Source organism: Streptomyces sp. NBC_01016, assembly GCF_026341035.1.
Classification (GTDB): Bacteria; Actinomycetota; Actinomycetes; order Streptomycetales; family Streptomycetaceae; genus Streptomyces.
Genome location: NZ_JAPEOQ010000002.1, coordinates 1,691,395 through 1,714,281, shown reverse-complemented (window position 1 = coordinate 1,714,281; position 22,887 = coordinate 1,691,395). Strand labels below are relative to the sequence as shown.

The window sequence follows — 22,887 nt, the reverse complement described above, 5'->3', positions numbered from 1 at the left end:
TCACCGGCCGGCGACCCGCTCGTACACGACCCCGAAGTCCGTCTGCCACGCCTCCCCGTCCTTCGACGCCTCCCAGGCACCCGTGAGCGTGTCCCCCGACGCGTCGAACCGGGCGGAGAAGCGCTGGTGGAAGTCCGGAGCGGACCGCCAGATCCGCAACTCCCCGTCGGTCAGGCGCAGCCCGTACACGCGCGAGACGCCGCGCCCGTCGGCGTAGAGCATCGTGAAGCGCCCGGCGGCGTCGTCGTATCCGATGTGGGCGACGGTCGGGAACGGGTGGTGTTCGCGCCAGCCCTCCGGCAGGGCGGCCGCGGTGTCCGGCGCGAGGTCGGCGCGCTGCACGAGGAAACCGCCGTCGGGCGTGCGCGCGTACGAGGTCGGGATCGGTCCGATCCGGCCGCCGGGAGCGCCCTCGACGAGTGCCCACTGCCGCCACTCGCCGAGGAGCGGGTCCAGCGTGGCCAGGGCCGGGTGGTTCGTGTTCTGCTGCCGCATGGTGTCTCCGTGGTCTCCTCACAGGGGTGCCCCTTCGCATGAGGAGACCACGGCGGGCGGTCCGATTCATCGGTCCGCGCGACGGTCAGCGCACGCCCACCGCCGCCAGCGCCTTGCGCTGCTTCTCGGTCGGGGCGGCCGGGAAGTACAGGTAGCAGACGCCGCCGGTGCCGGAGACGACCTTGTTGTCGGCGTTGTAGCGCTTGGTTCGGAGCCAGATATTTTCCCACTCGCGCCTCTTGTAGACGCGGCGGACCGCGGCGTCGCTGGGAGAGGCCGGGTCGTTGGCGATCACGTCGCCACCGGCGGTGAAGCCGATGACCGTCATCAGGTGTCCCGAGGTGCCGTAGCCCGCGCCGGTCAGCTCCTCCTTGAGGAACGACTGGGACGTTATGGCCGGGATACCGGCCGCGATCAGCTTCTCCAGGTCGCCGAGGGAGGAGAGGCGGGTGACGACGCCCTGAAGGTCCTTGTACGTCGCCGCGTACGCCGCGTTGAACGGCCAGTTGCCGCAGCCCTCGTACTGGTAGTCATACGTATAACGTGCCGCGTGGCAGACCTGCGGATCGGCGTACGAGGGGTCCACCCAGGCCAGTTGCGCGGGCGTCGGCTTCCGGCCCCAGTACTCGATGATCATCTGCGAGGACGTGGGGCTGCACCAGGCCTCGCCCCCGTTGTCGTACTCGGGGTACTGGCCGACGTGGATGTTCTGGGAGTAGCGCGGGACCTTCAGCTCCTTGGCGAGGCCCGGCTTGGACGCGGGGACCGTGAAGCGGTCCGGGACGTCCGAGCCCATGGCGCCCAGGCGCCACACCGTGGGCGCCGCCTTCGAACCCGGCGCGCGCAGCAGGGTCAGGCGCAGCTGGTACGAGACCAGGCGCAGGCCCGAGGCGGCGTCGTCGATGGAGAACGTGTCCGTCCAGATGCTCGACTTACCGTCCGACTGGTCGTCCACGGACGTGCGGCGGATGTCGGCGTCCTTGTCGTCGCCCGCTGTCCAGCGGCCCATGACGTACCAGGGGGTCGTGGCGCCGTCCGTGTAGGTGCCCTGGAGTTCGATCTGGATCCAGGTGCCCTTCGGGGTGTGCGCGTTCCAGGACGCGATGACCTCGGTGGCGGGGGCCGAGAGCGCGTGGACCGGGGAGAGCCACTCGGCGTACTCCCACTGGGCCTTCTTCTTCAGATGCGGATCGGTGTACGTCGTCGTGCCGGCGGGCGCGCCGATCGTCACGCCGGGGCGCGCGCCGCTCACGACGCGCGTGCCGTGCGCGGTGCCGGAGTTCCAGTCGGCGGACGACGTCCAGGTGTGGTTGTCCACGAGGCGGTTCACGGCGCCCTTCCGCGCGGAGTGTGCGGGCGTGGCGGCGCGCGCGGCGCCCGTCGCGGCCGTCGTGGCGAGCGCGACGCCCGCGGCTGCCGCGAGAACGGTTCTCCGGGAGAGCGGGGACGGGGTTTCGGGTCGGGTCATCGGCTGATCCCTCGGTCGTCGGTTCTGACGGACGTGACGGAGACGGAGACTGACGTGACAGGGTGCGCCAACTATGGCCGCCGGGGCGGGATTTCCACCAGCGTTTCGCAGCGGGGCACCAGCACGAATATTGGTCTTCACCACTGGCATGACCTGCGGCGGCGCGCGCGAAACCGATCCGGGCGGCGTCGTACCCTTGCGGCCGTGAGCTACCACCATGTGCCCCTCGCCGACTGCGCCGACCGGATCCGCCGGCTGCCGCCCTCCTGCGGCCCCGTGCGGCTCGTCGGCATCGACGGGCACGCGGGTTCCGGCAAGTCGACCTTCGCGGTGCGGCTCTCGGAGGCGCTCGGCGGGGCGCCGGTCCTGCGGATCGACGACCTCGCGAGCCACGACGCGCTCTTCGGCTGGACCGAGCGGCTGCGCGCCCAGGTCCTCGACCCGCTCTCCCGCGGCGAGGCCGCGCGCTACGAGACGTACGACTGGAACGCCCGCCGCTACACCGCCGCGCGCGAACTGCCGCCCGCGGACGTCGTCCTGATCGAGGGCGTCGGGGCGGGGCGGGGCGAACTTCGGCCGGAACTCGCGATGTTGCTGTGGCTCGACATGCCCGGCGAGGCGGCGTGGGCACGAGGGCGGGCGCGGGACGGCGAGGCGCAGCGGGAGTTCTGGGACGGCTGGATCCCAGCGGAGCGGGAGCACTTCAAAGAGAACCCTTCCCTCCCCTTCGCGCACCTTTTGGTACGCGAGTGTCCAGAGGGATATGAGATGCGGGAAGGGCCTCGTGGGATCCCAACCTTGAAGGGGTCCATCACTCACAGTGATGGACCGCCAGCGGTCCGGTGAACCTATGGAAACGGCCTTCCGCCACTTTCCGCGAGAGCTCCAACTCTGCTTGACCGAGGGGCCGTACAGGACTTACGTTCTCAATGTGCGGCCTTTCGGGACCGCCTACAGACGCGAAGCCCCCGGTTGTTCCCCCGTGATCGGGGGCTTCGTTCTGCCCTCAACGCCCCTTCCCGGGCGCACCGAGGCGTCCTTCGCTCACCCTCGGTCACCATTCGGCACCACGCTCACCTGCGCCGAATCCCCCCGCCCCGACCCCGATCCGACCGGGTCGCGCCCTACGGCCGAGCTCACCCCCGCAGGTACGATGCCCTCGGTGCGGTCTACGGACGGCTCGCTGTCCGCATCGTGACAACTCCCGTCCATGACAGAGCGGTTCATCGGGGGCACGGCTTGTGGGGGACGTGATGGACTTCGGCACCGGTGCACAGGCCGGCCCGGCCGACCTCGCCTGGCTGCGAGGCGTCGACGCCTACACCATGGGTGCGTATCCGCAGGCGGAGGACGAATTCCGCACGGCGGTACGGATGGACCCGGGGATGGCCGACGGCTGGCTCGGGCTGCACGCCTTGCGCGTCGACACGACGACGGCGCTGCTGCGCATGTTCCGGCACCGCGACCGGTTCGGCGAGCAGCGCATGCGCCACCGGCGCACGCTCAACTCCTGGTACTGGCTGGGCTGGTGGGTGCAGCCGGTGCTCGAGCACCCGCGCGACCTGCTGCTCGCGCACGCCTCGCACTGGCTGGACGGGCGCCATGTCCCGGACCTGGATCGGGCGTTGGCGACCCTGCCGCCGTTCGACGCGGATCCACAGGTGCGGTTCCTGCACGCCTGCCGCTCGTACCTGGTGAAGGACTGGGATCAACTGGTCCGGCACACCGACCCGTTGACCGACGACCCGATGCTCGGCATCGAGGCCGGTCTCTTCGGTGGCATGGCCCGGGTGCGCCTGGAGATGTACGGGCAGGCGGAGCCGCTGCTCTCCTCGGCCCTGATGCGCTGTCGCAGCGAGCAGCCGCAGCGCAAGGAGCTGCGCTACTGGCTGGCCAGGGCCCATGAGGGCACCGGGCGTTCGGCGGCCGCGCTCCCTCTGTACCGGGCGGTGCACCGGGTCGACCCCGCCTTCATGGACACCTCCGCGCGGCTCGCGGCGATCGCCGAGGGGGACGGGTACGGGGACTTCGGCGACGGGTCGGACCTCGCGCCCCTGTCCATGACGGGGTATCAGGACGGGCCCGAAGGTGACATCGGCGATCCGCTGTACGAGAGCGACGGGCGGGATCTGAAGGTCACCGACCCCGATCTGCCGCCTCCCGGTGGCTCGGCCGCCGACGACGCCGACATGGTGCGGGAGAAGGCCGTGGTGCCGGTGCCCGCGCCGCCGCCGGCCAGCAGCACGGATCCGGTGCTCCTGGAGGAGGCGCTCAGCGAACTGGAGCGGATGGTGGGCCTGGAGCCCGTGAAGCGCCAAGTGAAGGCGCTGTCCGCCCAGTTGAACATGGCACGGCTGCGGTCCAGCCAGGGGCTTCCGGTCCAGCCGCCGAAACGGCACTTCGTGTTCTCCGGGCCCTCGGGTACGGGCAAGACGACCGTGGCGCGGATCCTGGGGCGGGTCTTCTACGCGCTCGGGCTGCTGGGGGGCGACCATCTGGTCGAGGCGCAGCGGGCGGACCTGGTGGGCGAGTATCTGGGGCAGACGGCCGTGAAGGCGAATGAACTCATCGACTCGGCGCTCGGTGGGGTGCTGTTCGTCGACGAGGCGTACGCGCTGTCCAACTCCGGCTACGGGAAGGGCGACGCGTACGGCGACGAGGCGCTTCAGGTGCTGCTGAAGCGGGCGGAGGACAACCGGGATCACCTCGTGGTGATCCTCGCCGGGTACCCGGAGGGGATGGACCGGCTGCTCGCCGCCAACCCCGGGCTTTCGTCGCGGTTCACTTCGCGGGTCGACTTCCCGTCGTACCGGCCGCTCGAACTCACCTCCATCGGCGAGGTGTTGGCCGCGGAGAACGGGGACGTGTGGGACGAGGAGGCGCGGGACGAGCTCCGCTCGATCGCCGGGCATGTGGTGGACCAGGGGTGGATCGACGAGCTCGGGAACGGGCGGTTCCTGCGGACGCTGTACGAGAAGTCGTGTGCGTATCGCGATTTACGGTTGACCGGATATGCGGTGGAGCCCACTCGGGATGACCTGGCGACGTTGCGGTTGCCGGATCTGATGCAGGCGTATGGAGAGGTGTTGTCGGGGCGGGGGCCGTCCGCCGGGTGACGCGGTGGCGGACGGCTCCCGCCCAGAAAAGTTACGCCAGCGCCCCCTCGCGCTTTCGGGCCTCCGGGACTCGTGGGCTCTCCCGATGGGCCGGGTCGTTGACCTCGCCGACCAGGAGTTCCAGGACGTCCTCCAGGGCGACCAGGCCGAGTACGCGGCCGGAGGCGTCCGCGACCTTGGCCAGGTGGGTGGCGGCGCGGCGCATCACCGTGAGGGCGTCGTCCAGCGGGAGTTCGGACCGCAGCGTGGCCATGGGGCGCCAGAGCTGCTGCGGCACCGCGCGGTCCATGTCGGGGCCGTCGATCAGGTCGAGGACGTCCTTCACGTGGAGATAGCCCATGAACGCGCCGTCCTCGGAGCAGAGCGGAAAGCGCGAGTAGCCCGTGCGGGCCGTGAGCCCGATGATCTCGGCCGGCGTGACCGCGGGGCCGACCGTCACCAGGGAGGCGCGGTCGATCAGGACGTCCGTCACCGGGCGGGAGCCCAGTTCCAGGGCGTCCTCCAGGCGCTCCTGCTCCTCGGGGGCGAGGAGACCCGCCTGACCCGAGTCCTCCACGAGACGGTTGAGCTGCTCGCTCGTGAAGACCGCCTCCACCTCGTCCTTGGGCTCGACCCGGAAGGCCTTGAGGATCAGACGGGCGCACGCGCCGAGCGCGATCGTGACCGGCTTGCAGAGGCGGGCGAAGGCGACGAGGCCGGGGCTGAACCACAGCGCCGTCTTCTCCGGCGCCGCCATCGCCAGGTTCTTCGGGACCATCTCGCCGATGACGAGGTGGAAGAAGACCACGGCCGCGAGCGCGATCACGTACCCGAGCGGGTGGATCATGCCGTGCGGGACGTGCGCCGCCTCGAAGACGGGCTCCAGGAGGTGGGCCACGGTCGGTTCGGCCACCGCGCCCAGGGTCAGCGAGCAGACGGTGATGCCGAACTGGGCCGCCGCCATCATCTGCGGCAGGTGCTCCAGGCCGTACAGGACCTGCTTGGCCCGCTTGCCCGGGATGGGTTCGATCTGGCTTCGGCGGACCGACACGAGAGCGAACTCCGCACCGACGAAGAAGCCGTTGGCGAGGACCAGCAGGGCCGCGAAGACGAGCTGAAGAACACTCATGAGCGCAGCTCATTCCTTGGAAGGGCGGCGGTGGGAGACGGGAGGGAGCTCATCGGGCCGCCTCCAGGACGGGCGTGGGCGCGTCGGCGGTCTTCACGAGGCGAACGCGCTCTGCCCGGTAGTGGTCCACCGCTCGCACCGACAGGCGCCAGCCGGGGAGTTCGGCCTTGTCGCCGGGGGCCGGGATGCGGCCCAGGAGATCGGCGACGAGTCCCGCCACCGTCTCGTACGGGCCCTCGGGGACGTCGAGGCCTATCCGGCGCAGGATGTCGACGCGGCAGCTGCCGTCGGCGTCCCAGGCGGGGCGGCCGTCCTCGGACGGGGCGACCGCCAGTTCGGGGAGGTCGAGGCCGTCGTGCTCGTCGCGGACCTCGCCGACGAGCTCCTCCACGATGTCCTCCAGGGTGACGACCCCGGCCGTGCCGCCGTACTCGTCCACGACGACGGCGATCGGCTGCTCGCTGCGCAGCCGGGCCAGCAGGGGCTGTACGGGGAGGGTCTCGGGGACCAGCAGCGGGGGTTGCGCGATGCGGCCGACCGGCGTGCGCAGCCGTTCGTGCGCGGGCATCGCGAGGGCGTCCTTGAGGTGGACCATGCCGATGATCTCGTCGATCCGCTCCCGGTAGACCGGGAAGCGGGACAGGCCCGTGGCGCGGGTCAGATTGACCACGTCCTCGGCGGTCGCGGACGACTGCAGCGCGCTGACCTTCACGCGCGGCGTCATGACGTGCTGCGCGGTCAGCTCGGCGAGCGACAGGGTCCGTACGAAGAGGTCGGCCGTGTCCTGTTCGAGGGCGCCCGCCTGCGCGGAGTGCCGGGCCAGGGAGACCAGTTCGCCCGGGGTGCGGGCGGAGGCGAGTTCGTCGGCGGGCTCGACGCCGAGCGCGCGCACGATGCGGTTCGCCACGGCGTTGAGCAGGGCGATGACCGGCCGGAACAGGCGGGAGAAGGCGTGCTGCGGGCCGGCCACGAACCGGGCGACCTGCAGCGGCTTCGACACCGCCCAGTTCTTCGGCACGAGTTCGCCGATCACCATCTGCACGGCGGCGGCAAGCAGCATGCCGACGACGACCGCGATGCCGCCGGCGGCGCCGTCGGGGATGCCGACGGCGGCAAAGGGGCCGCGCAGCAGTTCGGCGAGGGCCGGTTCGGCGAGCATGCCGACGACCAGTGAGGTGATGGTGATGCCGAGCTGGGTGCCGGAGAGCTGGAAGGACAGCTGCTTGAGGGCGTTCACGACCGTACGGGCGCGCTTGTCGCCCGCGGCCGCGGCCTTCTCGGCGTCGGGGCGCTCCACGGTGACGAGGCCGAATTCGGCCGCCACGAAGAAGCCGTTGGCGAGGATCAGGAGGAAAGCGGCCGCAAGGAGCAGCAACGGGATGGTCATGCCGCCGCCTCCGGGGACATCGGCGCGCGGGGCGTGCCGTGTCGGGAGGGGGCGGCGCAGGTACTACCGGACGATCCGTCCATCGCTGGAGGGAGTCACTCCTCGGTTCGCAGGAGCCCTTGGCTCCGCCGGGTGGCGGGGTGAGGGCGGGGCGGCACTTGTGGCGCGCCCCGGGACCAGGTTAATCAAGCCGGGGGGCGATGTGTCAGGGGCTACTCGTCCCGGAGTCGGTGGCACCGGGGTTGACGTCGCGGGGCTCTGCCCCGGACCCCGCGCCTCAATCGCCGGCGGGGCTTGACTGGTGTGCCGCTTCCGTCAGGGCGCGGAGCGCCTTCGCGTCGCGGATTGCCGACTGTTTGGCCATGCCGGGCTGGATGCCCATGGCGGCCATGCTGGTGCCGTCGGTGAGGTCGAGGAAGACCCAGGGGTCGCCGGGGCGCAGATTGACCCGGACGATCTCCGCCCAGGACAGCCGGCGGCTGCGCGCCACGTTGACGACCGTGACGCCCTCGGTGTCGGCGACGACCTTGGGACGGGCCAGCAGCCAGAGCACGCCCCAGAAGAGCGCCCCGGTGAAGACGAAGCTGACCTTCTCCCCCGGGCTCAGGCCGCCGAGCAGCAGCGCGACGATCGTGATCACCACGAAGGACGCGGCGCCGAGCGTGTGCAGGACCGCGCGGGTGCGGCCCGGCCGGAAGGTGACGGGCAGGCTGGGCTGGTCGGACATGGTGGACGTCCTCAGAGGCGGCAGGCGTGGATGGCCGTGGTGAGGATGGCCCGCGCGCCGAGGGCGTACAGGTCGTCCATGATGCGCTGCGCGCCCTTGGCCGGGACCATCGCGCGGACGGCGACCCAGCCCTCGTTGTGCAGCGGGGAAATGGTCGGCGACTCCAGGCCGGGCGTCAGGGCGACGGCCTTCTCCAGGTGCTCGGCGCGGCAGTCGTAGTCCATCATCACGTACGTCCGGGCGACGAGGACGCCCTGCAGGCGGCGCAGGAACTGCTGCACCTTGGGGTCGTCCGTCGTCTCGCCCTTGCGGCGGATGACGCAGGCCTCGGAGCGCATGATCGGCTCACCGAAGACCTCCAGGCCGGCGTTCCGAAGGGACGTGCCCGTCTCGACGACGTCCGCGATGGCCTCGGCGACGCCGAGCTCGATGGCGGTCTCGACGGCGCCGTCGAGGTGCACGACGTTGGCCTCCACGCCGCGCTCGGCGAGGTACTTGCCGACGATGCCCTCGTAGGAGGTGGCGATCGTCTTGCCCGCGAGGTCCGCGAGGTCCTTCACGGCGCCCGGACGCGAGGCGAAGCGGAACGTGGAGCGGGCGAAGCCGAGCGGCAGGATCGTCTCGGCGTCGGCGCCGGAGTCGATCAGCAGGTCCTCGCCGGTGATGCCGATGTCGAGCTTGCCCGAGGACACGTAGATCGCGATGTCCTTGGGGCGCAGGTAGAAGAACTCGACCTCGTTGTCCGGGTCGACCGTGACGAGTTCCTTGGACTCCTTGCGCTGCCGGTATCCGGCCTCATGCAGCATGTCCGACGCAGGCCCTGAGAGTGAACCCTTGTTGGGGACGGCGATGCGCAGCATGAGGTCGGATTCCTTTGCGTAAGGGGTGAGTTGCGGATGGGGTGGTGGGTACGCGGGCTTAAAGGTGCGCGTACACGTCGTCGAGGGAGATGCCGCGGGCGACCATCATCACCTGCACGTGGTAGAGCAGCTGCGAGATCTCCTCGGCGGCTGCCTCCTTGCCCTCGTGCTCGGCGGCCATCCAGACTTCGGCGGCCTCCTCGACGACCTTCTTGCCGATGGCATGGACGCCCTTGTCGACCAGTTCAGCGGTGCGGGAAGTGGCGGGGTCGCCGTTGGCTGCCTTGTGCTGGAGCTCGGTGAAGAGCTCCTCGAACGTCTTATTGGACATGGTGGCGTCTACTTTACGCGTCTGGGAATGAGGGGCGCGCAGCGCCTTCCTTGAAAGGGCGGTGGCGGGAGACGGGCGGGACGTCAGCGCCAGGGCTCGGCGATGGTGCGCAGCGTGGTGGCGGTGGCGACGGCCGCGGTGACCGCCTCGTGCCCCTTGTCCTCGTTGGAGCCCTCGATGCCGGCCCTGTCGAGCGCCTGCTCCTCGGTGTCGCAGGTCAGGACGCCGAAGCCGATGGGGACGCCGGTGTCGACGGTGACCTGGGTGAGGCCGTTCGTCACGCCCTGGCAGACGTACTCGAAGTGCGGGGTGCCGCCCCGGATGACGACACCGAGCGCGACGATCGCGTCGTAGCCGCGGCCCGCGAGGACCTTCGCGACGACCGGGAGCTCGAAGCTGCCGGGGACGCGCAGGAGGGTGGGCTCGCTGATGCCCAGCTCGTTCAGGGCGCGCAGGGCGCCGTCCACGAGTCCGTCCATGACCTGCTCGTGCCACTGGGCCGCGATGACGGCGACGCGCAGGTCGCCGCAGTTCTTCACGCTCAGTTCGGGTGCACCCTTGCCGCTCACGCGCTTCTCCTCGTACGTACGTCGTTCGAAATGGGGTTACTGGTTGTTGCAGGCGGACGTCCGCGGGGCGTCCAGCCAGGGCAGGTCGTGGCCCATGCGGTCCCGCTTGGTGCGCAGGTAGCGCAGGTTGTGCTCGCCCGCCGTTACCGGCATCGGCTCCCGCTCGGTGACCTTGAGGCCGTGGCGGGTGAGGGCGTCGGTCTTGTCGGGGTTGTTGGTCATCAGGCGCAGGCTGCGCACGCCGAGGTCGCCGAGGATCTGGGCGCCCGCCGCGTAGTCGCGGGCGTCGGCGGGCAGGCCGAGTTCCAGGTTGGCGTCGAGGGTGTCGCGGCCCTGCTCCTGGAGCTCGTACGCGCGCAGCTTGGAGACGAGGCCGATGCCGCGGCCCTCGTGTCCGCGCAGGTAGACGACGACGCCGCGGCCCTCCTCGACGATGCGGCGCATGGATTCCTCCAGCTGGGGGCCGCAGTCGCAGCGCAGCGAGTGGAACACGTCGCCGGTCAGGCACTCGGAGTGGATCCGGGCGAGGACCTCCTCGCCGTCGCCCAGCTCGCCGTGCACGAGGGCGACGTGCTCGACGCCGTCGACCGTGGAGCGGTAGCCGTAGGCCATGAAGTCGCCGAAGGCGGTGGGGAGTTGGACGGTCGCCTCGCGCTTGACCGTGGGCTCGGAGGTGCGGCGGTAGTCGATCAGGTCCTTGATGGAGATGATCGTCAGGCCGTGCCTGCGGGCGAACGGGACGAGCTCGGGCAGGCGCAGCATCACGCCGTCCTCGCCCGCGATCTCCACGATGGCGCCGGCCGGGCGCAGGCCCGCGAGCCGCGCGAGGTCGACGGCGGCCTCGGTGTGGCCGTCGCGGGCCAGGACGCCGCCCTCCTTGGCGCGGAGCGGGAAGATGTGGCCGGGGCGGACGAAGTCGCCGGGCTGGCTGCCTCCCGAGGCGAGGAGCCGGAGCGTGGCCGCGCGGTCGGCCGCCGAGATGCCGGTCGTCACGCCGTGCGCGCCGGAGGCGTCGACGGAGACGGTGAACGCGGTCTGCATCGACTCGGTGTTCTGGCCGACCATCTGCGGCAGCTCGAGCCGGTCGAGCTCGTCGCCCTCCATGGGGGCGCAGATCAGGCCGCGGCACTCGCTCATCATGAAGGCGACGATCTCGGGCGTGATCTTCTCGGCGGCGACGACGAGGTCGCCCTCGTTCTCGCGGTCCTCGTCGTCGACGACCACGACGGGGCGTCCTGCGGCGATGTCGCGAACGGCCATCTCGACCGGGTCGAGGGACAGGTCCTCGACCTCGTAGAGGTTGGAATCAGAAGGGGCGGCGCGAAGCGCCTTCCTTGAAGGGGCGGTGGTGGGAGACGGGCGGGCGCTCATGCGCGGGCTCCTTCCAGGGCCGGGGCGGTGGAAGCGGCCGCGCGGGAGCGCAGCCACCAGTCGCGCATGCCCCACAGGACGAGCGCGCCGTAGATGACGTAGACGAAGCCGGAGAAAGCGAAGCCGTTGGCGAAGTTCAGGGGGACGCCGACGAGGTCGACGAGCAGCCAGGCGAACCAGAACTCGACCATGCCGCGGGCCTGGGCGTACATCGCGACGACGGTGCCGACGAAGATGTACGCGTCCGGCCACGGGTCCCAGGAAAGCGTCGGGAACGCGGTGAACAGGCCGCCCACGGCGAGCGTGCCGACGGCGGCGGCGCCCAGCAGGTAGCCGCGCTCGCGCCAGGTGGCGAAGCGGACGGCGATGGAGCCGTCCTGCGCCTGGCCCTTGCCGCGGTTCCACTGCCACCAGCCGTAGAGGGCGACGACGATGACGACGAGCTGCTTGCCCGCGCTGCCCGAGAGGTGGGCGGTGGCGAAGGCGGTGAGCAGGATCGCGCCGGATATCAGCTGGGCGGGCCAGGTCCATATGGAGCGGCGCCAGCCGAGCGCGAGGGCGATGAGGCCGATCGTGTTGCCGATCATGTCGGACCAGAGGATGTGCTGGCCGAAGATCGTGAACGCCTCGGTGTTGAGCCAGTTCACCGCGCACCGCCCTGGGTTCCGAGCATCCGCTCCACGTACTTCGCGATGATGTCGACCTCGAGGTTGACCGGGTCGCCGGCCTGCTTCACGCCGAGCGTGGTCAGGGCGAGGGTGGTGGGGATGAGGCTGATGGTGAAGTAGTCGTCGGCGGCCTCGACGACCGTCAGGCTCACGCCGTCGACGGTGATCGAGCCCTTCTCGACGACGTAGCGGGACAGCTCGGCCGGGAGCGAGATCTTGACGATCTCCCAGTGCTCGGAGGGGGTCCGCTCGACGATCGTGCCCGTGCCGTCGACGTGGCCCTGCACGACGTGCCCGCCGAAGCGGCCGTCGGCGACCATCGGCCGTTCGAGGTTGACGCGGGAGCCCGTGGCGAGTGCGCCGAGGCTGGAGCGCTTGAGGGTCTCGGCCATGACGTCGGCGGTGAACTCGTCGTTCCCGTGCTCGACGACGGTGAGGCAGACGCCGTTGACGGCGATGGAGTCCCCGTGTTTGGCGCCTTCGGTGACGACGGGGCCCCGCACGCGGAAGCGACAGGCGTCGTCGAGCATCTCGACGGCGGTGATCTCGCCCAGCTCTTCGACGATTCCGGTGAACACTTCCCGGGTCCTCCCTTTACGGGCCTGGACTCCGGGGCACTGTCGTACGACGACGACAGAGCGTACGGACTGCGACACCTGTGGCGACGCCGCGTTCGACACCGGTCCCCTGGGGAACCGCTGAAACAGCCCGCGACGCGCACTCACGTGCCCGCCCGCCGCGCACTGCCTCCCATCCGGACTTTAACCGTCGGTCCAGGAATTTCACCTGGTCAACCGGCCACAGGATCGTGACCGGGTCGCGGACTGTAACCGCCGGTTCGGACTTTCACCGACCCCGGAGTGCGCTGCTTCTGGTACAGGGCCAGTCTGCCACGTCTCCCCGACCTGCACGCATGCGAACGCTGTGGGCTGACTCACAGGCCGCGGCGCTGGTTTTCGCCCACCGGCGGGAATACGCCGCCGTTCTGGCAGTCTGAGGGCGTGACCAGCACGCGCCCCACCGAACACACGGCCCGCGCCGCCGAGTTCGAGCACCACAGGGCCCGGATGTTCGCGGGCGTTCCGCAGGGGGACGCCCGGTTACGAAGGAGCTGAGACGGCGATGACCACGATCCTGGTGACCGGCGGAACCGGAACGCTCGGCCGGCTCGTCACCGAGCGGCTGCGCGCGGCGGGGCACGAGGTGCGGGTGCTGAGCAGGCACAGCGAGCCGTACGCCGTGGATCTGCGCGAGGGCGGGCCCGCGCTCGACCGGGCCGTGACCGGCGTGGACACGATCGTGCACTGCGCGACGACGCAGACCGGCGGTGACGAGAAGGCTGCCGCCAAGTTGATCGAGGCGGCGCGGCGGGCGGAGGTCCCGCACCTTCTCTACATCTCGATCGTCGGCGTGGACGAGGTCCCGTTCCCCTATTACAAGGCGAAGCTCGCGGTGGAGCGCCTCGTCGAGGAGTCGGGGCTCGGGTGGACGGTGCTGCGGGCGACGCAGTTCCACGACCTGGTGGCGACGATCGTGCGGGTCGCGGCGAAGCTGCCGGTGGTGCTGTTGCCCTCCGGTGTCAGCGACCAGCCGATCGAGGTGGCCGAAGTCGCGGACCGGCTGGCCGAGTTGGCGCAGTCGCCTCCGGCGGGGCGGGTGGCGGACATGGGCGGGCCCGAGGTTCTCGCGTTTGCGGATCTTGCGCGTACGTATCTCAAGGCGACGGGGAAGCGGCGGGCGGTGGTGTCGGTGCGGCTGGCCGGGAAGGCGTACGGGGCGTTTCGGGCGGGTGGGCATCTGGCGCCGGAGCGGGCGGTCGGGAAGGTGACGTTCGCGGAGTATGTGGCGCGGCGTTGAGCGGTCCTACGTCTCGGGGCTCAGCCCCGAGTGGCGTCGCGCGGGTAGACGGCCTCCTGGGCCACCTCCCGGGCCATCAGCAGCGCGCCCCGCAGCACCGCCGCGCCGCCCAGTTCGCCCGCCCGGACCTCGGTCGGCAGCGGTGACATCCCGGCCAGCCGCACCGCGACCCGCTCGGCGAGCCCCGCGCCGCCCGCGCGGCCGATCTCGCCCGCGAGCACCACGCAGCCGGGGTCGAGGACGGCCACCACCGCGGCGGCGCCCAGCACCACCCGGTCGGCCAGCGCGTCCAGGAAGGCGTCGTCCGCGTCGCGCACCACGTCGGCCGCCTTCTCCAGGGGCTCCCCCGGGGCCACGAGCCCGTGCGCTGCGGCCAGTTCGAGGATCGCCGCCGAGCCGGCCAGCGAGTGGAAACCTCCGTCGCAGCCGGACGCGGACGGCAGCCCGGCCGTCCCCGGCACCGGCAGGAACCCGACCTCTCCGGTGCCGCCGGACGCGCCGCGCCGCAGCTTTCCGTCCAGGACGACGGCGGCGCCGATGCCGAGGCCCAGCCACAGCAGCGCGAAGGTGTCCCGGTCGCGGGCGGCGCCGTCCCTCCGCTCGGCGAGGGCGGCCAGGTTCGTCTCGTTCTCCACCAGCACCCGCGCGGGCAGCCGTTCCCGCAGCGCGGAGACCAGGCGGCGGTGCCATTGCGGCAGTCCGGAGGAGTCGCGCAGTTCGCCGGTCGCGGGGTCGATGAGGCCGGGGGCGCCGACACCGACGGTGTGCAGCCGCTCGACACCCGCCTCCTTCGCCGTGCGTTCCAGCGTCGTGACGGTGCGCTCGACGGCGGCGCCCGCCTCCTCCCCCGCGCCGACCGGCACCGATGCCTCCGCGAGCACCGTGCCCAACAGGTCGGCGACGACGAGCCGTACGCCCCCGGTGCGCACGTCGAGCGCGGCGAGGTGGGCGCGGCCGGCGACGATCCCGTAGAGCCGGGCGTTGGGGCCACGCCGCTGGGCGCCCGCCTCGCCGACGACCTCGATGAGGCCCGCCGCGGTGAGCCGCTCGACGAGGTCGGCGACGGTGGGCCGGGACAGGCCCGTGCGCTCCTTCAACTGCCCTGCGGTGAGCGGCCCTTCCTCCTGGAGGAGGCGCAGCGCGAGCCGGTCGTTGATGGCTCGGGCGGTTCTGGGCGATGCGGGCATGGCGGGATCCTACGCGGATATCACTGGCATTATCAGGCAGGGTTCCTGATAGTTTACGGCGGCACACAAGGGAGACTTGGGGAGGGCTCGCGGGATGCAGGAAGTGACGTACGCACCAAGGGAGTTGAAGCGGGCGCGGTACGCCGTCGCCACCGTCTTCTGCATCCATGGCTCCGTGACGGGGTCGTTCGCGACGCGGGTGCCCTGGATCCAGGAGCACGCGGGCGTGAGCGCGGGGCAGTTGGGCATCGCTCTCGCCTTCCCCGCGATCGGCGCCTCGCTCTCGATGCCGCTGGCGGGCAGCGTCACCCACCGCTTCGGCGCCCGCGCCGGGCTGCGCGGACTGCTCGCGCTGTGGACGCTGGCCCTGATCCTGCCCTCGCTGGCGCCCAATGTGTTCACCCTGTGCGCCGCGCTGCTCGTCTACGGGGCGACCGCGGGCATGTCGGACGTGGCCATGAACGCGCTGGGCGTCGAGATCGAGACCCGGCTCGACAAATCGATCATGTCGGGGCTGCACGGGCTGTGGAGCGTGGGCGCCCTGCTCGGCTCGCTCGGCGGCACGATCGCCGCCCATCTCGGCTCGGACGCGCGGCTGCACCACGCGCTCGCGGCGGTCGTGCTGACCGTGGCGGGCCTGGTCGTCTGCCGCTGGGTGCTCGATCTGCGCCCGACGGAGGAAGAGGAGGCGCCGCCGCGCTTCGCGCTGCCGCCCAAGTCGGCGCTCCTCATCGGGGCGGTCGGATTCTGCGCGGTGTTCGCGGAGGGCGCGAGCCTGGACTGGTCGGCGGTGTATCTACGGGATGTGCTCGGCACGTCGGCCGGGCTCGCGGCCGCCTGCACCACGGCGTTCACGCTCACGATGGCGGTGGCGCGGATCGCGGGCGACGCGGTGGTGGACCGGTTCGGCGCGGTGCGCACCGTGCGGATCGGCGGCGTCGTGGCGACGCTCGGCGCGCTGCTCGTGGTGGTCGCGCCGAACCCGGGCGTCGCGATGGCCGGATTCGGTCTCGTGGGCCTCGGGATCGCGGTCGTGGTGCCGCTCTGCTTCGCCGCGGCCGGGCGCAGCGGCCCGAATCCGAGCCTGGCCATCGCCGGCGTCGCCACCATCACGTACACCTCGGGCCTGATCGCGCCCTCGGCGATCGGCACGATCGCCGACGCGACCAGCCTGGTGGTCTCGTTCGGCCTGGTGACGGTGCTGGCGTTCGGGCTCGTGGTGTTCGCGAAGGTGCTGCGCGGCGGCGACCGTACGCGGACGGGGACGACGGAACCCGACACCGCACGGGCGGCGGATCACGCCTCGTAGGCCCGGACAGGTGGGCGGTGGCTCGGTGCGAGCTCGCACTTACGTCGCATTAACATGAAGCGATCATTTCGAGCCGCACAGGCACCACCCACCTCACGGCCCCCACAGAAGGCGGAATCTCTCATGGACCTCGGCGTGCGCTGGAAACTGCACGGCGACGGGCGCACGCCGGCTCCCGGCGCGGTCGTCCGCCCCGACGAGCGGCTTTCCTGGCCGCGCACGATCGGGCTCGGCGCACAGCACGTGGTCGCGATGTTCGGCGCGTCCTTCGTGGCGCCCGTCCTGATGGGCCTCGACCCGAACCTCGCGATCATGATGTCCGGCGTCTCGACGGTCATCTTCCTGCTCGCGACGCGCGGCCGGGTCCCCAGCTACCTGGGCTGTTCGCTCTCCTTCGTGGGCGTCGCGGCCGTGATCCGGGCGCAGGGCGGCACCAGCGCGACGGTCACGGGCGCCGTCTTCGTCGTGGGCGTCGCGCTGTTCCTGGTGGGCCTCGCGGTACAGAAGTTCGGGGCGCGGATCATCCACGCGGCGATGCCGCCGGTGGTGACCGGCGCGGTCGTGATGCTGATCGGCTTCAACCTCGCCCCGGTCACGGCCACCACGTACTGGCCGACCGACCAGTGGACGGCGCTGCTCGTCATGCTGTTCACCGGTTTGGCCGTGGTGTGCCTGCGCGGTTTCTGGTCGCGGATCGCGATCTTCCTCGGCCTGGTCTTCGGCTACGGGATCTCCTGGGTCCTCGACCGGGTCTTCGGGCAGATCCACTCGCCGAACAGCGGCGGCAAGGCCGTCGACCACTGGCGCCTCGACCTGTCGGCCGTCGGCCAGGCGGACTGGTTCGGCCTGCCGACCTTCCACGCCCCGTCCTTCCAGTGGTCGGCGATCCTGGTGGCCCTGCCGGTCGTCATCGCGCTGATCGCGGAAAACGCGGGCCACGTCAAGGCCGTCGGCGAGATGACCGGCGACAACCTCGACGGCAAGCTCGGCACGGCCATCTCGGCGGACGGCGTCGGCTCGATGCTCTCCACGGCCGTCGGCGGCCCGCCCAACACCACGTACTCCGAGAACATCGGCGTCATGGCCGCGACCCGCGTCTACTCGACGGCGGCGTACTGGGCGGCGGCCGGATTCGCGCTGCTCTTCGGCCTGTGCCCGAAGTTCGGCGCGATCGTGGCGGCGATCCCGGGCGGCGTCCTCGGCGGCATCACGGTCATCCTCTACGGCATGATCGGCCTGCTCGGCGCGCAGATCTGGATCAACGCGGGGGTCGACCTGCGCAACCCGCTGAACCTCGTGCCGACCGCCGCGGGCATCATCATCGGCATCGGCGACGTCTCCCTGAAGTTCACCGACACCTTCTCGCTGAGCGGCATCGCCCTCGGCACGATCGTCGTCATCACCGGGTACCACGCACTGCGGGCGATGGCCCCCGCGCACCTCAAGACGCAGAAGCCGCTGCTCGACGAGGGCACGTCGTCGTACGACGAGGAGCGGGCCGACAACAAGCCGGCCGGCGACAAGTAGTCACCCGCCCGCCCACCGGTCCACCGCCGGTCCCGGCAGGGCGAGTTGATCGAGGACCCGGGCGACCGTGTGGTCGACCAGGTCCTCGATCGTTTTCGGGCGCTGGTAGAAGGCCGGCATCGGCGGCACGATCCGGGCGCCCATGCGGGCGAGGGCGAGCATGTTCTCCAGGTGGATCTCGTGCAGCGGGCTCTCGCGCGGTACGAGGACCAGCGGCCGCCGCTCCTTGAGGACGACGTCGGCCGCCCGGCCGAGCAGCCCGTCCGCGTAGCCGGCCCGGATCCCCGCGAGCGTCTTCATGCTGCACGGCGCGATCACCATGCCATCGGTGCGGAACGAGCCGGAGGAGACGGCCGCCGCCTGGTCGCCGGGGCGGTGCACGACGTCGGCGAGCTTCTGTACGTCACCGACGCTCCGGTCCGTCTCCAGTTCGATGGTGGTCCGTGCCCAGCGGGTCAGGATCAGATGCGTCTCGACGTCGGGCACGGCGCGCAGCGCCTCCAGGAGGCGGATGCCGTAGGCCGCGCCGGTCGCACCCGTGATCCCGACGATCAGCCGCACGCCGGTCCCGGTCCCTCGTCCAGCAGTTCACGGGCGCGCGCGACGCGCGCCGGGTCCGTGCGGATGCGTACGGCGTCGAAGTGCGGGGCGCGGGTGGCGTCGAGGCCCATACGGGACGTGGTGCCGTCCGGGGTCGACGAGGGGTCGAGGGGGCTGCCGGGAAGTCCGTCGACCGTGAACACGTCGGCGCCCGGCTGGAGATGGGTCGCGAGCGCCCACAGCACGTCCTCGTCGCGGGTGATGTCCACGTCGTCGTCGACCGCGACGACCGTCTTCAGGTACGGGTCCCAGCCCAGCAGCGCGAGCATGATCTGCCGGGCCTGTCCTGGACGGGCCTGGCGCAGGGCGACGTACGCGTGGAAGTGCGTGCCGGAGGTCGGGTAGTGCAGCGCCGTGACCTCGGGGAAGCGGGACGTGAGCTGTTCCGCCATCTCCGACTCGCGCGGGATGCGGGCCAGGTTGAGGTGTTCGGCGCTGTTGCCGCCGACGATGTCGAGGAGCACGGCGTCGCGGCGGCGCAGCACGCTGTGCACCGTGAGGACGTTGTTCGTGGAGCGGTCGGAGGAGTAGCCGGAGAACTCGCCGAAAGGGCCTTCGGGCGCGGTGCGGGCCGGGTCGATGACGCCTTCGAGGACGAGTTCGGCGCAGGCCGGGACGCGGATACCGTGCCGTGGGGTGCGTACGACGTCCAGGGGCTCCCCCAACAGGCCGCCCGCCAGGGTGCGTTCGTCGACATCGGGGCCGACGCGGGCCGAGGCGGCGAGTTGGAAGAGGGGGTGGGCGCCGATGACCATCGCCACCGGCAGCGGCTCGCCGCGCTGCTCGGCGAGGCGCAGCAGCTGCCACAGGTGGCCGCGTGAGTGCAGGCTCGTGGCGAGTTCGGTGCGGCTGTGCACGAGGGCGCGGTGGTAGCTGAGGTTGCCGGAGCGGCCGGGTGTGTCGGATGGCGCCTCGGCGGTGATGACGCCGCTGGTGATGTACGGGCCGCGGTCCGAGTCGAAGTGCTTGAGGAGCGGGAGCGTGGTCAGGTCGACGTCCGGGCCCTCGGCGACCGTGTCGAGGACGGGGCCCGTGGGGACGACGCGGGGTTCGGTGCGGCGGGCGGCGGCCTGCTGGTAGGCGTGGTGCAGACCGGCCGGGTCCGTGCCGAGCAGGCGGGCGACGCGGGTGCGCGAGGCGAAGAGGTTGGTGACGAGGGGCGTGCCGTCGAGGCCCGACACCCGTGCACAGAGGAGGAGTTCGTCGCGGCCGCGGGCAGCGAGTTCGGCGACGAGAGCGGCGACGTCCTCGCCTTCCAGCTTCTCGTCGACGGTGAGAACGTCATCGGGGTGGGCGGCGCGGTAGGCGTCGAGGAAGGCGTGCAGATCCTGGCGGCCGGTGTCGTGGGCGCGGGCGGGGGTGCGGGTGCGGGCGGGGGTGCGGTCAGTGGCTGTCACAGCAGACCCCCGCGTGCACGCCGCCCGTGAACAGCTCGCCCCACGCGGGGGATTCGACTCCCGTGCCGAGCAGGTCGAGTGCCGTGCGGACGGCCACCCGCGCTCCGTCGTGCACCGGCTTGCCCAACTCCCGTTCCACCATGGCCGCGACGGGGGCGACCGGGAGTTCGGTGCCGGCCACCACCAGGCACTCGGCGTCGACGGAATCGGCGTCGAGGAGGATCCGGCGGACCTTCGACACGGGCAGCTCGGCCGCCTCGCGCGGGGTGGCCAGGTCGAGGGCGGTGAGGGAGGCGATACGGAGGCCCGCGGCGAGGCAGGTGTCGGCGAGGCGGCCCGCCTGTTGTTCGGAGCCTGCGGTGATGAGGGCGATGGAGTGGGTCGCGGCGCGGGCCAGGAGGTCGAGCTGGCCGAGGGTGACGGTGGAGGCGCGGACGCCGGCGGTGCGTTCGATGACGCGGGCCACGGTGCGGGCGTGGGCGGCGCCGTCGAGGCCGGCCGATGTGCCGTGCCACACGATGGCGTCGGCGCCGGCCTGGGCCAACTGTTCGGCGCCGCGCCGCAGTTCGTCGGTGTGGGTGGCCGTCAGGGCCGGGCCGTACTGGAACTCGGGGAGGAGGGCGCGGGCGGCGGGGTGGGCGATGTCCACCTGGACCGGGGCGCAGATCTGGGCCACCCAGCGGTCGGCGCCGAGGGAGGTGGCGGGGAGGAGGTGCCCTATACGTTGCACGGTGGCGGGTCCTGTCTGTGGCGGTGGGGTGTGGCGGGTGGCGGTGGCGGGTGGCGTGGTCGAGGTCGTGGTGACTGTTGCGCGGGGCGGGGGTGTTGGCGCGGGGCGTTGCGCGGCAGCGGGGGTGTTGGCGCGGGCCGTTGCGCGGCAGCGAGGGCGTTGCGCGGCAGCGGGTGGCGGGATGACGTCTGACGTGGCCGTGGCGTGGGACCGGGCGGGATGACGCCTGACGTGACCGTGGCGCGGGACCGGGCGGGATGACGCCCGACGCGGCCGTGGCGTGGGACCGGGCGGGCGGGATGACGCCCGACGCGGCCGTTTCGCGGCACCGGGCGCACCCCGATGACGCCCGACGCGACCGTTTCGCGGCACCGGGTCTCCCCGGCTGCGCCGGTACCCGCCCATCTCCCACCCGCCCGCCCCCTCCGGGGGCTTCGGCCCCCGTGGGTGGCTCGGGTCGGCGTCCGCCGTGCTTCCTGCGCCGCAACGGGGCTTGTCCACCGCCCGTGGGGCAGCACCGAGGTTGCGCACCGGAGCCGGGGCCGGGCCCTTCATCCTCGTTACGCCGCACCGGGGTGCCGCCTTGCCCACCCTGCCGCCCAAGGCGGCAGATTGCCCAAGGCGGTGGCGGCCGGCCGCAACGGGTGGGGAGCCGTCCCTGTGGCGGATTGCCCATGGCGGGGTGGCGTCGACCGCAACAGGTGGGGAGCCGTTCTTGTGGCGGATTGCCCATGGCGGGGGCGGCACCCCGTCGGGCCGACGCCCCTGGAGGGGGCGGGTGGGTGGGAGATGGTCGGGGTCGGGGACGGGGTCGGGGACGGCATCGGCGGCGGTTGGGTAAATCAAGCCCCTGCGGCGATTGAGCAGCGGGGGCCGGGGCGGAGCCCCGAGGCCGTAACGCCGGTTCCGCACAATCAGCGCCGCCGACCTTGAGGCACAGCGTCCCAGGGGGGGCGGAGCCCCGTGGCGTGGAGCGATCGGCCGCAACAGGCCGGGAACCGGCCCGGCAGCGGAGTTGCCCACGCCACGGGCGCCACCCCGTCGGGCCGACGCCCCTGGAGGGGGCGGGCGGGTGGGAGATGGGCGGAGGCAACCGGAACGGGGCTCCGGAGGCCAAAGTGCACCCCTAACCCCGCCCCCGGCGGTCAACGCCCCCGCCCCCGGCCGCCGGGGGCCAGGACGCACCCCCGGCCCCCGCCCCACCGCCGGAGGCCATGGCCCCCGGCCCACCGTCACCTACGCGCAACCGTGTCCAACGACGCGTACGTGTCCGTGAGGCGAAGTTGCGCCTCCTCCTGGTTGCGCGGCGGAGGCGTCGGCTTCAGGTCGAGAAGCTTGGCCATGTTGTTGCCGAGGTAGCCCTCAAGGTGCTCCTCGGAGAGGTGCATGCCCTGCGGCGGCGGACCGCACAGCACCTCCAACTCCCGCGCCCACATGCCCGGTTCGTTCGGCGGCGAGTCCGTCCCGAAGACCAGCTGGTGCTTCTCCATCTGCTGCGCGAACTCCACGATCCGCGACTGGAGCAGCCAGCCCGACTCCCCGTACACGTTCGGCGAGTCGAGGATCATGTAGAGCGCCTCGAAGCAGTACACGCCACCGGTCTGCACACCGAAGTGGGCGAGGATGAAGTTGACGTTGGTGAACTCCCGGATGATCGGGTAGAACTGCGTCGGGATCGAGTACGGCCCGTCGCCGGTGTGGATGAGGACGACGACACCCAGTTCGTCGCAGACCCGCAGCACGGGCCGCAGCCAGTCGAGGGCCCGGTCGGGCCGGTAAGCGTGCATGTTGGCATGCAGCTTCAGCATCTTGTAGCCGTACTCCTTGACGTGGAACTCCAGCTCCTTCGCCCCGTTCTCGGGCCCGAAGCGCGGGTTGTACATGAAGTTCCCGATGAACCGGTCGGGGTACGTGGTGACCAGTTCGGTGATGTACGCCATGTAGTCGCGGATGCCCTCGCGTCCGGTGCGCATCCCGTCCTGCCAGACGGAGTTGCCGGGCGGCGGCATGATGCAGCCGTAGTCGATGCGGCGCGGCTTGCCGTTGATCATGTACGGGCCGTCCATCATCTCCAGCGTGCGCTCACCCGTGAACGGGGAGCCGTCGTGCCGCCACGCCTGGTCGACGATGTTGGTCGGGTGCATATGGGTGTCGATGATCAAGGTGCTGTTTCCTTCCCA

21 protein-coding genes and 1 riboswitch are annotated in these 22,887 nt (G+C 71.5%); of the genes, 5 read left to right on the top strand and 16 right to left on the bottom strand.

The annotated features are described in order from the left end of the window. Positions 1-495, bottom strand: a complete 495-nt coding sequence (locus OG746_RS34555; RefSeq protein WP_266721937.1) for a hypothetical protein — start codon at positions 493-495, stop codon at positions 1-3. A gap of 85 nt (positions 496-580) precedes the next feature. Continuing rightward, entirely contained in the window at positions 581-1,963 is a 1,383-nt protein-coding gene (locus tag OG746_RS34550; RefSeq protein WP_266721935.1) for a C39 family peptidase, read from the bottom strand. A gap of 204 nt (positions 1,964-2,167) precedes the next feature. On the opposite strand from OG746_RS34550, the gene OG746_RS34545 reads away from it, so the two are divergent. Together OG746_RS34545 and OG746_RS34540 are read left to right on the top strand one after the other, a co-directional pair. Continuing rightward, the gene (locus tag OG746_RS34545) at positions 2,168-2,809 is read left to right on the top strand and encodes a uridine kinase family protein (RefSeq protein WP_266721932.1); all 642 of its coding nucleotides are present in this window, start codon (positions 2,168-2,170) and stop codon (positions 2,807-2,809) included. A gap of 407 nt (positions 2,810-3,216) precedes the next feature. Next, the gene (locus OG746_RS34540; RefSeq protein WP_266721930.1) at positions 3,217-5,079 is read left to right on the top strand and encodes an AAA family ATPase; all 1,863 of its coding nucleotides are present in this window, start codon (positions 3,217-3,219) and stop codon (positions 5,077-5,079) included. 31 nt (positions 5,080-5,110) lie between these two features. Here OG746_RS34540 and OG746_RS34535 read toward each other — a convergent pair whose 3' ends face one another. The 9 genes from OG746_RS34535 to OG746_RS34495 form a co-directional block, all read right to left on the bottom strand. Then, positions 5,111-6,187: a hemolysin family protein gene (locus tag OG746_RS34535; RefSeq protein ID WP_266721899.1), complete on the bottom strand. Its 1,077-nt coding sequence runs from the start codon at positions 6,185-6,187 to the stop codon at positions 5,111-5,113. 49 nt (positions 6,188-6,236) lie between these two features. After that, positions 6,237-7,574 carry a hemolysin family protein gene (locus OG746_RS34530; RefSeq protein ID WP_266721897.1) on the bottom strand — a complete coding sequence of 446 codons (1,338 nt, stop codon included), beginning with the start codon at positions 7,572-7,574 and terminating at the stop codon, positions 6,237-6,239. Positions 7,575-7,851: 277 nt separating this feature from the next. Next, positions 7,852-8,301, bottom strand: a complete 450-nt coding sequence (locus tag OG746_RS34525) for a PH domain-containing protein (protein WP_266721895.1) — start codon at positions 8,299-8,301, stop codon at positions 7,852-7,854. 11 nt (positions 8,302-8,312) lie between these two features. Next, positions 8,313-9,161, bottom strand: a complete 849-nt coding sequence (gene hisG / locus OG746_RS34520; RefSeq protein ID WP_266721893.1) for an ATP phosphoribosyltransferase — start codon at positions 9,159-9,161, stop codon at positions 8,313-8,315. A 58-nt stretch (positions 9,162-9,219) separates the two neighbouring features. Further along, positions 9,220-9,492, bottom strand: coding sequence for a phosphoribosyl-ATP diphosphatase (locus OG746_RS34515; protein ID WP_266721891.1), 273 nt, complete (start codon positions 9,490-9,492; stop codon positions 9,220-9,222). Positions 9,493-9,575: 83 nt separating this feature from the next. After that, positions 9,576-10,061 (bottom strand): 6,7-dimethyl-8-ribityllumazine synthase, encoded by a 486-nt coding sequence (gene ribH / locus OG746_RS34510; protein WP_266721889.1) that lies wholly within the window; start codon positions 10,059-10,061, stop codon positions 9,576-9,578. 36 nt (positions 10,062-10,097) lie between these two features. After that, a complete protein-coding gene (locus OG746_RS34505) occupies positions 10,098-11,432 on the bottom strand; it encodes a bifunctional 3,4-dihydroxy-2-butanone-4-phosphate synthase/GTP cyclohydrolase II (RefSeq protein ID WP_266721887.1) in 1,335 nt (444 codons plus the stop codon). Further along, positions 11,429-12,079, bottom strand: coding sequence for a nicotinamide mononucleotide transporter family protein (locus OG746_RS34500; RefSeq protein ID WP_266721885.1), 651 nt, complete (start codon positions 12,077-12,079; stop codon positions 11,429-11,431). The genes OG746_RS34505 and OG746_RS34500 overlap by 4 nt, the downstream gene beginning before the upstream one ends. Beyond that, positions 12,076-12,678, bottom strand: coding sequence for a riboflavin synthase (locus OG746_RS34495; protein WP_266721883.1), 603 nt, complete (start codon positions 12,676-12,678; stop codon positions 12,076-12,078). Before OG746_RS34495 ends, OG746_RS34500 begins: the two co-directional genes overlap by 4 nt. Before the next feature lie 158 nt (positions 12,679-12,836). Further along, positions 12,837-12,968, bottom strand: a riboswitch (FMN riboswitch). Positions 12,969-13,222: 254 nt separating this feature from the next. On the opposite strand from OG746_RS34495, the gene OG746_RS34490 reads away from it, so the two are divergent. Further along, positions 13,223-13,957, top strand: a complete 735-nt coding sequence (locus OG746_RS34490; RefSeq protein WP_266721881.1) for an SDR family oxidoreductase — start codon at positions 13,223-13,225, stop codon at positions 13,955-13,957. 20 nt (positions 13,958-13,977) lie between these two features. Here the strand turns inward: OG746_RS34490 and OG746_RS34485 are convergent, their stop codons facing one another. Further along, entirely contained in the window at positions 13,978-15,144 is a 1,167-nt protein-coding gene (locus OG746_RS34485; RefSeq protein ID WP_266721879.1) for an ROK family transcriptional regulator, read from the bottom strand. Positions 15,145-15,238: 94 nt separating this feature from the next. Here OG746_RS34485 and OG746_RS34480 point away from each other — a divergent pair, with 94 nt between their 5' ends. Next, a complete protein-coding gene (locus OG746_RS34480; protein ID WP_266721877.1) occupies positions 15,239-16,453 on the top strand; it encodes an MFS transporter in 1,215 nt (404 codons plus the stop codon). A gap of 123 nt (positions 16,454-16,576) precedes the next feature. Next, the gene (locus OG746_RS34475; protein WP_266721875.1) at positions 16,577-17,980 is read left to right on the top strand and encodes a uracil-xanthine permease family protein; all 1,404 of its coding nucleotides are present in this window, start codon (positions 16,577-16,579) and stop codon (positions 17,978-17,980) included. Here the strand turns inward: OG746_RS34475 and OG746_RS34470 are convergent, their stop codons facing one another. The 4 genes from OG746_RS34470 to OG746_RS34455 form a co-directional block, all read right to left on the bottom strand. Next, positions 17,981-18,541: a UbiX family flavin prenyltransferase gene (locus OG746_RS34470; RefSeq protein ID WP_266721873.1), complete on the bottom strand. Its 561-nt coding sequence runs from the start codon at positions 18,539-18,541 to the stop codon at positions 17,981-17,983. Next, positions 18,532-19,977, bottom strand: coding sequence for a UbiD family decarboxylase (locus OG746_RS34465; RefSeq protein ID WP_266721871.1), 1,446 nt, complete (start codon positions 19,975-19,977; stop codon positions 18,532-18,534). The genes OG746_RS34470 and OG746_RS34465 overlap by 10 nt, the downstream gene beginning before the upstream one ends. Beyond that, positions 19,964-20,707 carry an aspartate racemase/maleate isomerase family protein gene (locus OG746_RS34460; protein WP_266721869.1) on the bottom strand — a complete coding sequence of 248 codons (744 nt, stop codon included), beginning with the start codon at positions 20,705-20,707 and terminating at the stop codon, positions 19,964-19,966. The genes OG746_RS34465 and OG746_RS34460 overlap by 14 nt, the downstream gene beginning before the upstream one ends. A gap of 1,232 nt (positions 20,708-21,939) precedes the next feature. Next, positions 21,940-22,869 (bottom strand): amidohydrolase family protein, encoded by a 930-nt coding sequence (locus OG746_RS34455; protein WP_266721867.1) that lies wholly within the window; start codon positions 22,867-22,869, stop codon positions 21,940-21,942. Between the last annotated feature and the right edge of the window lie 18 nt (positions 22,870-22,887).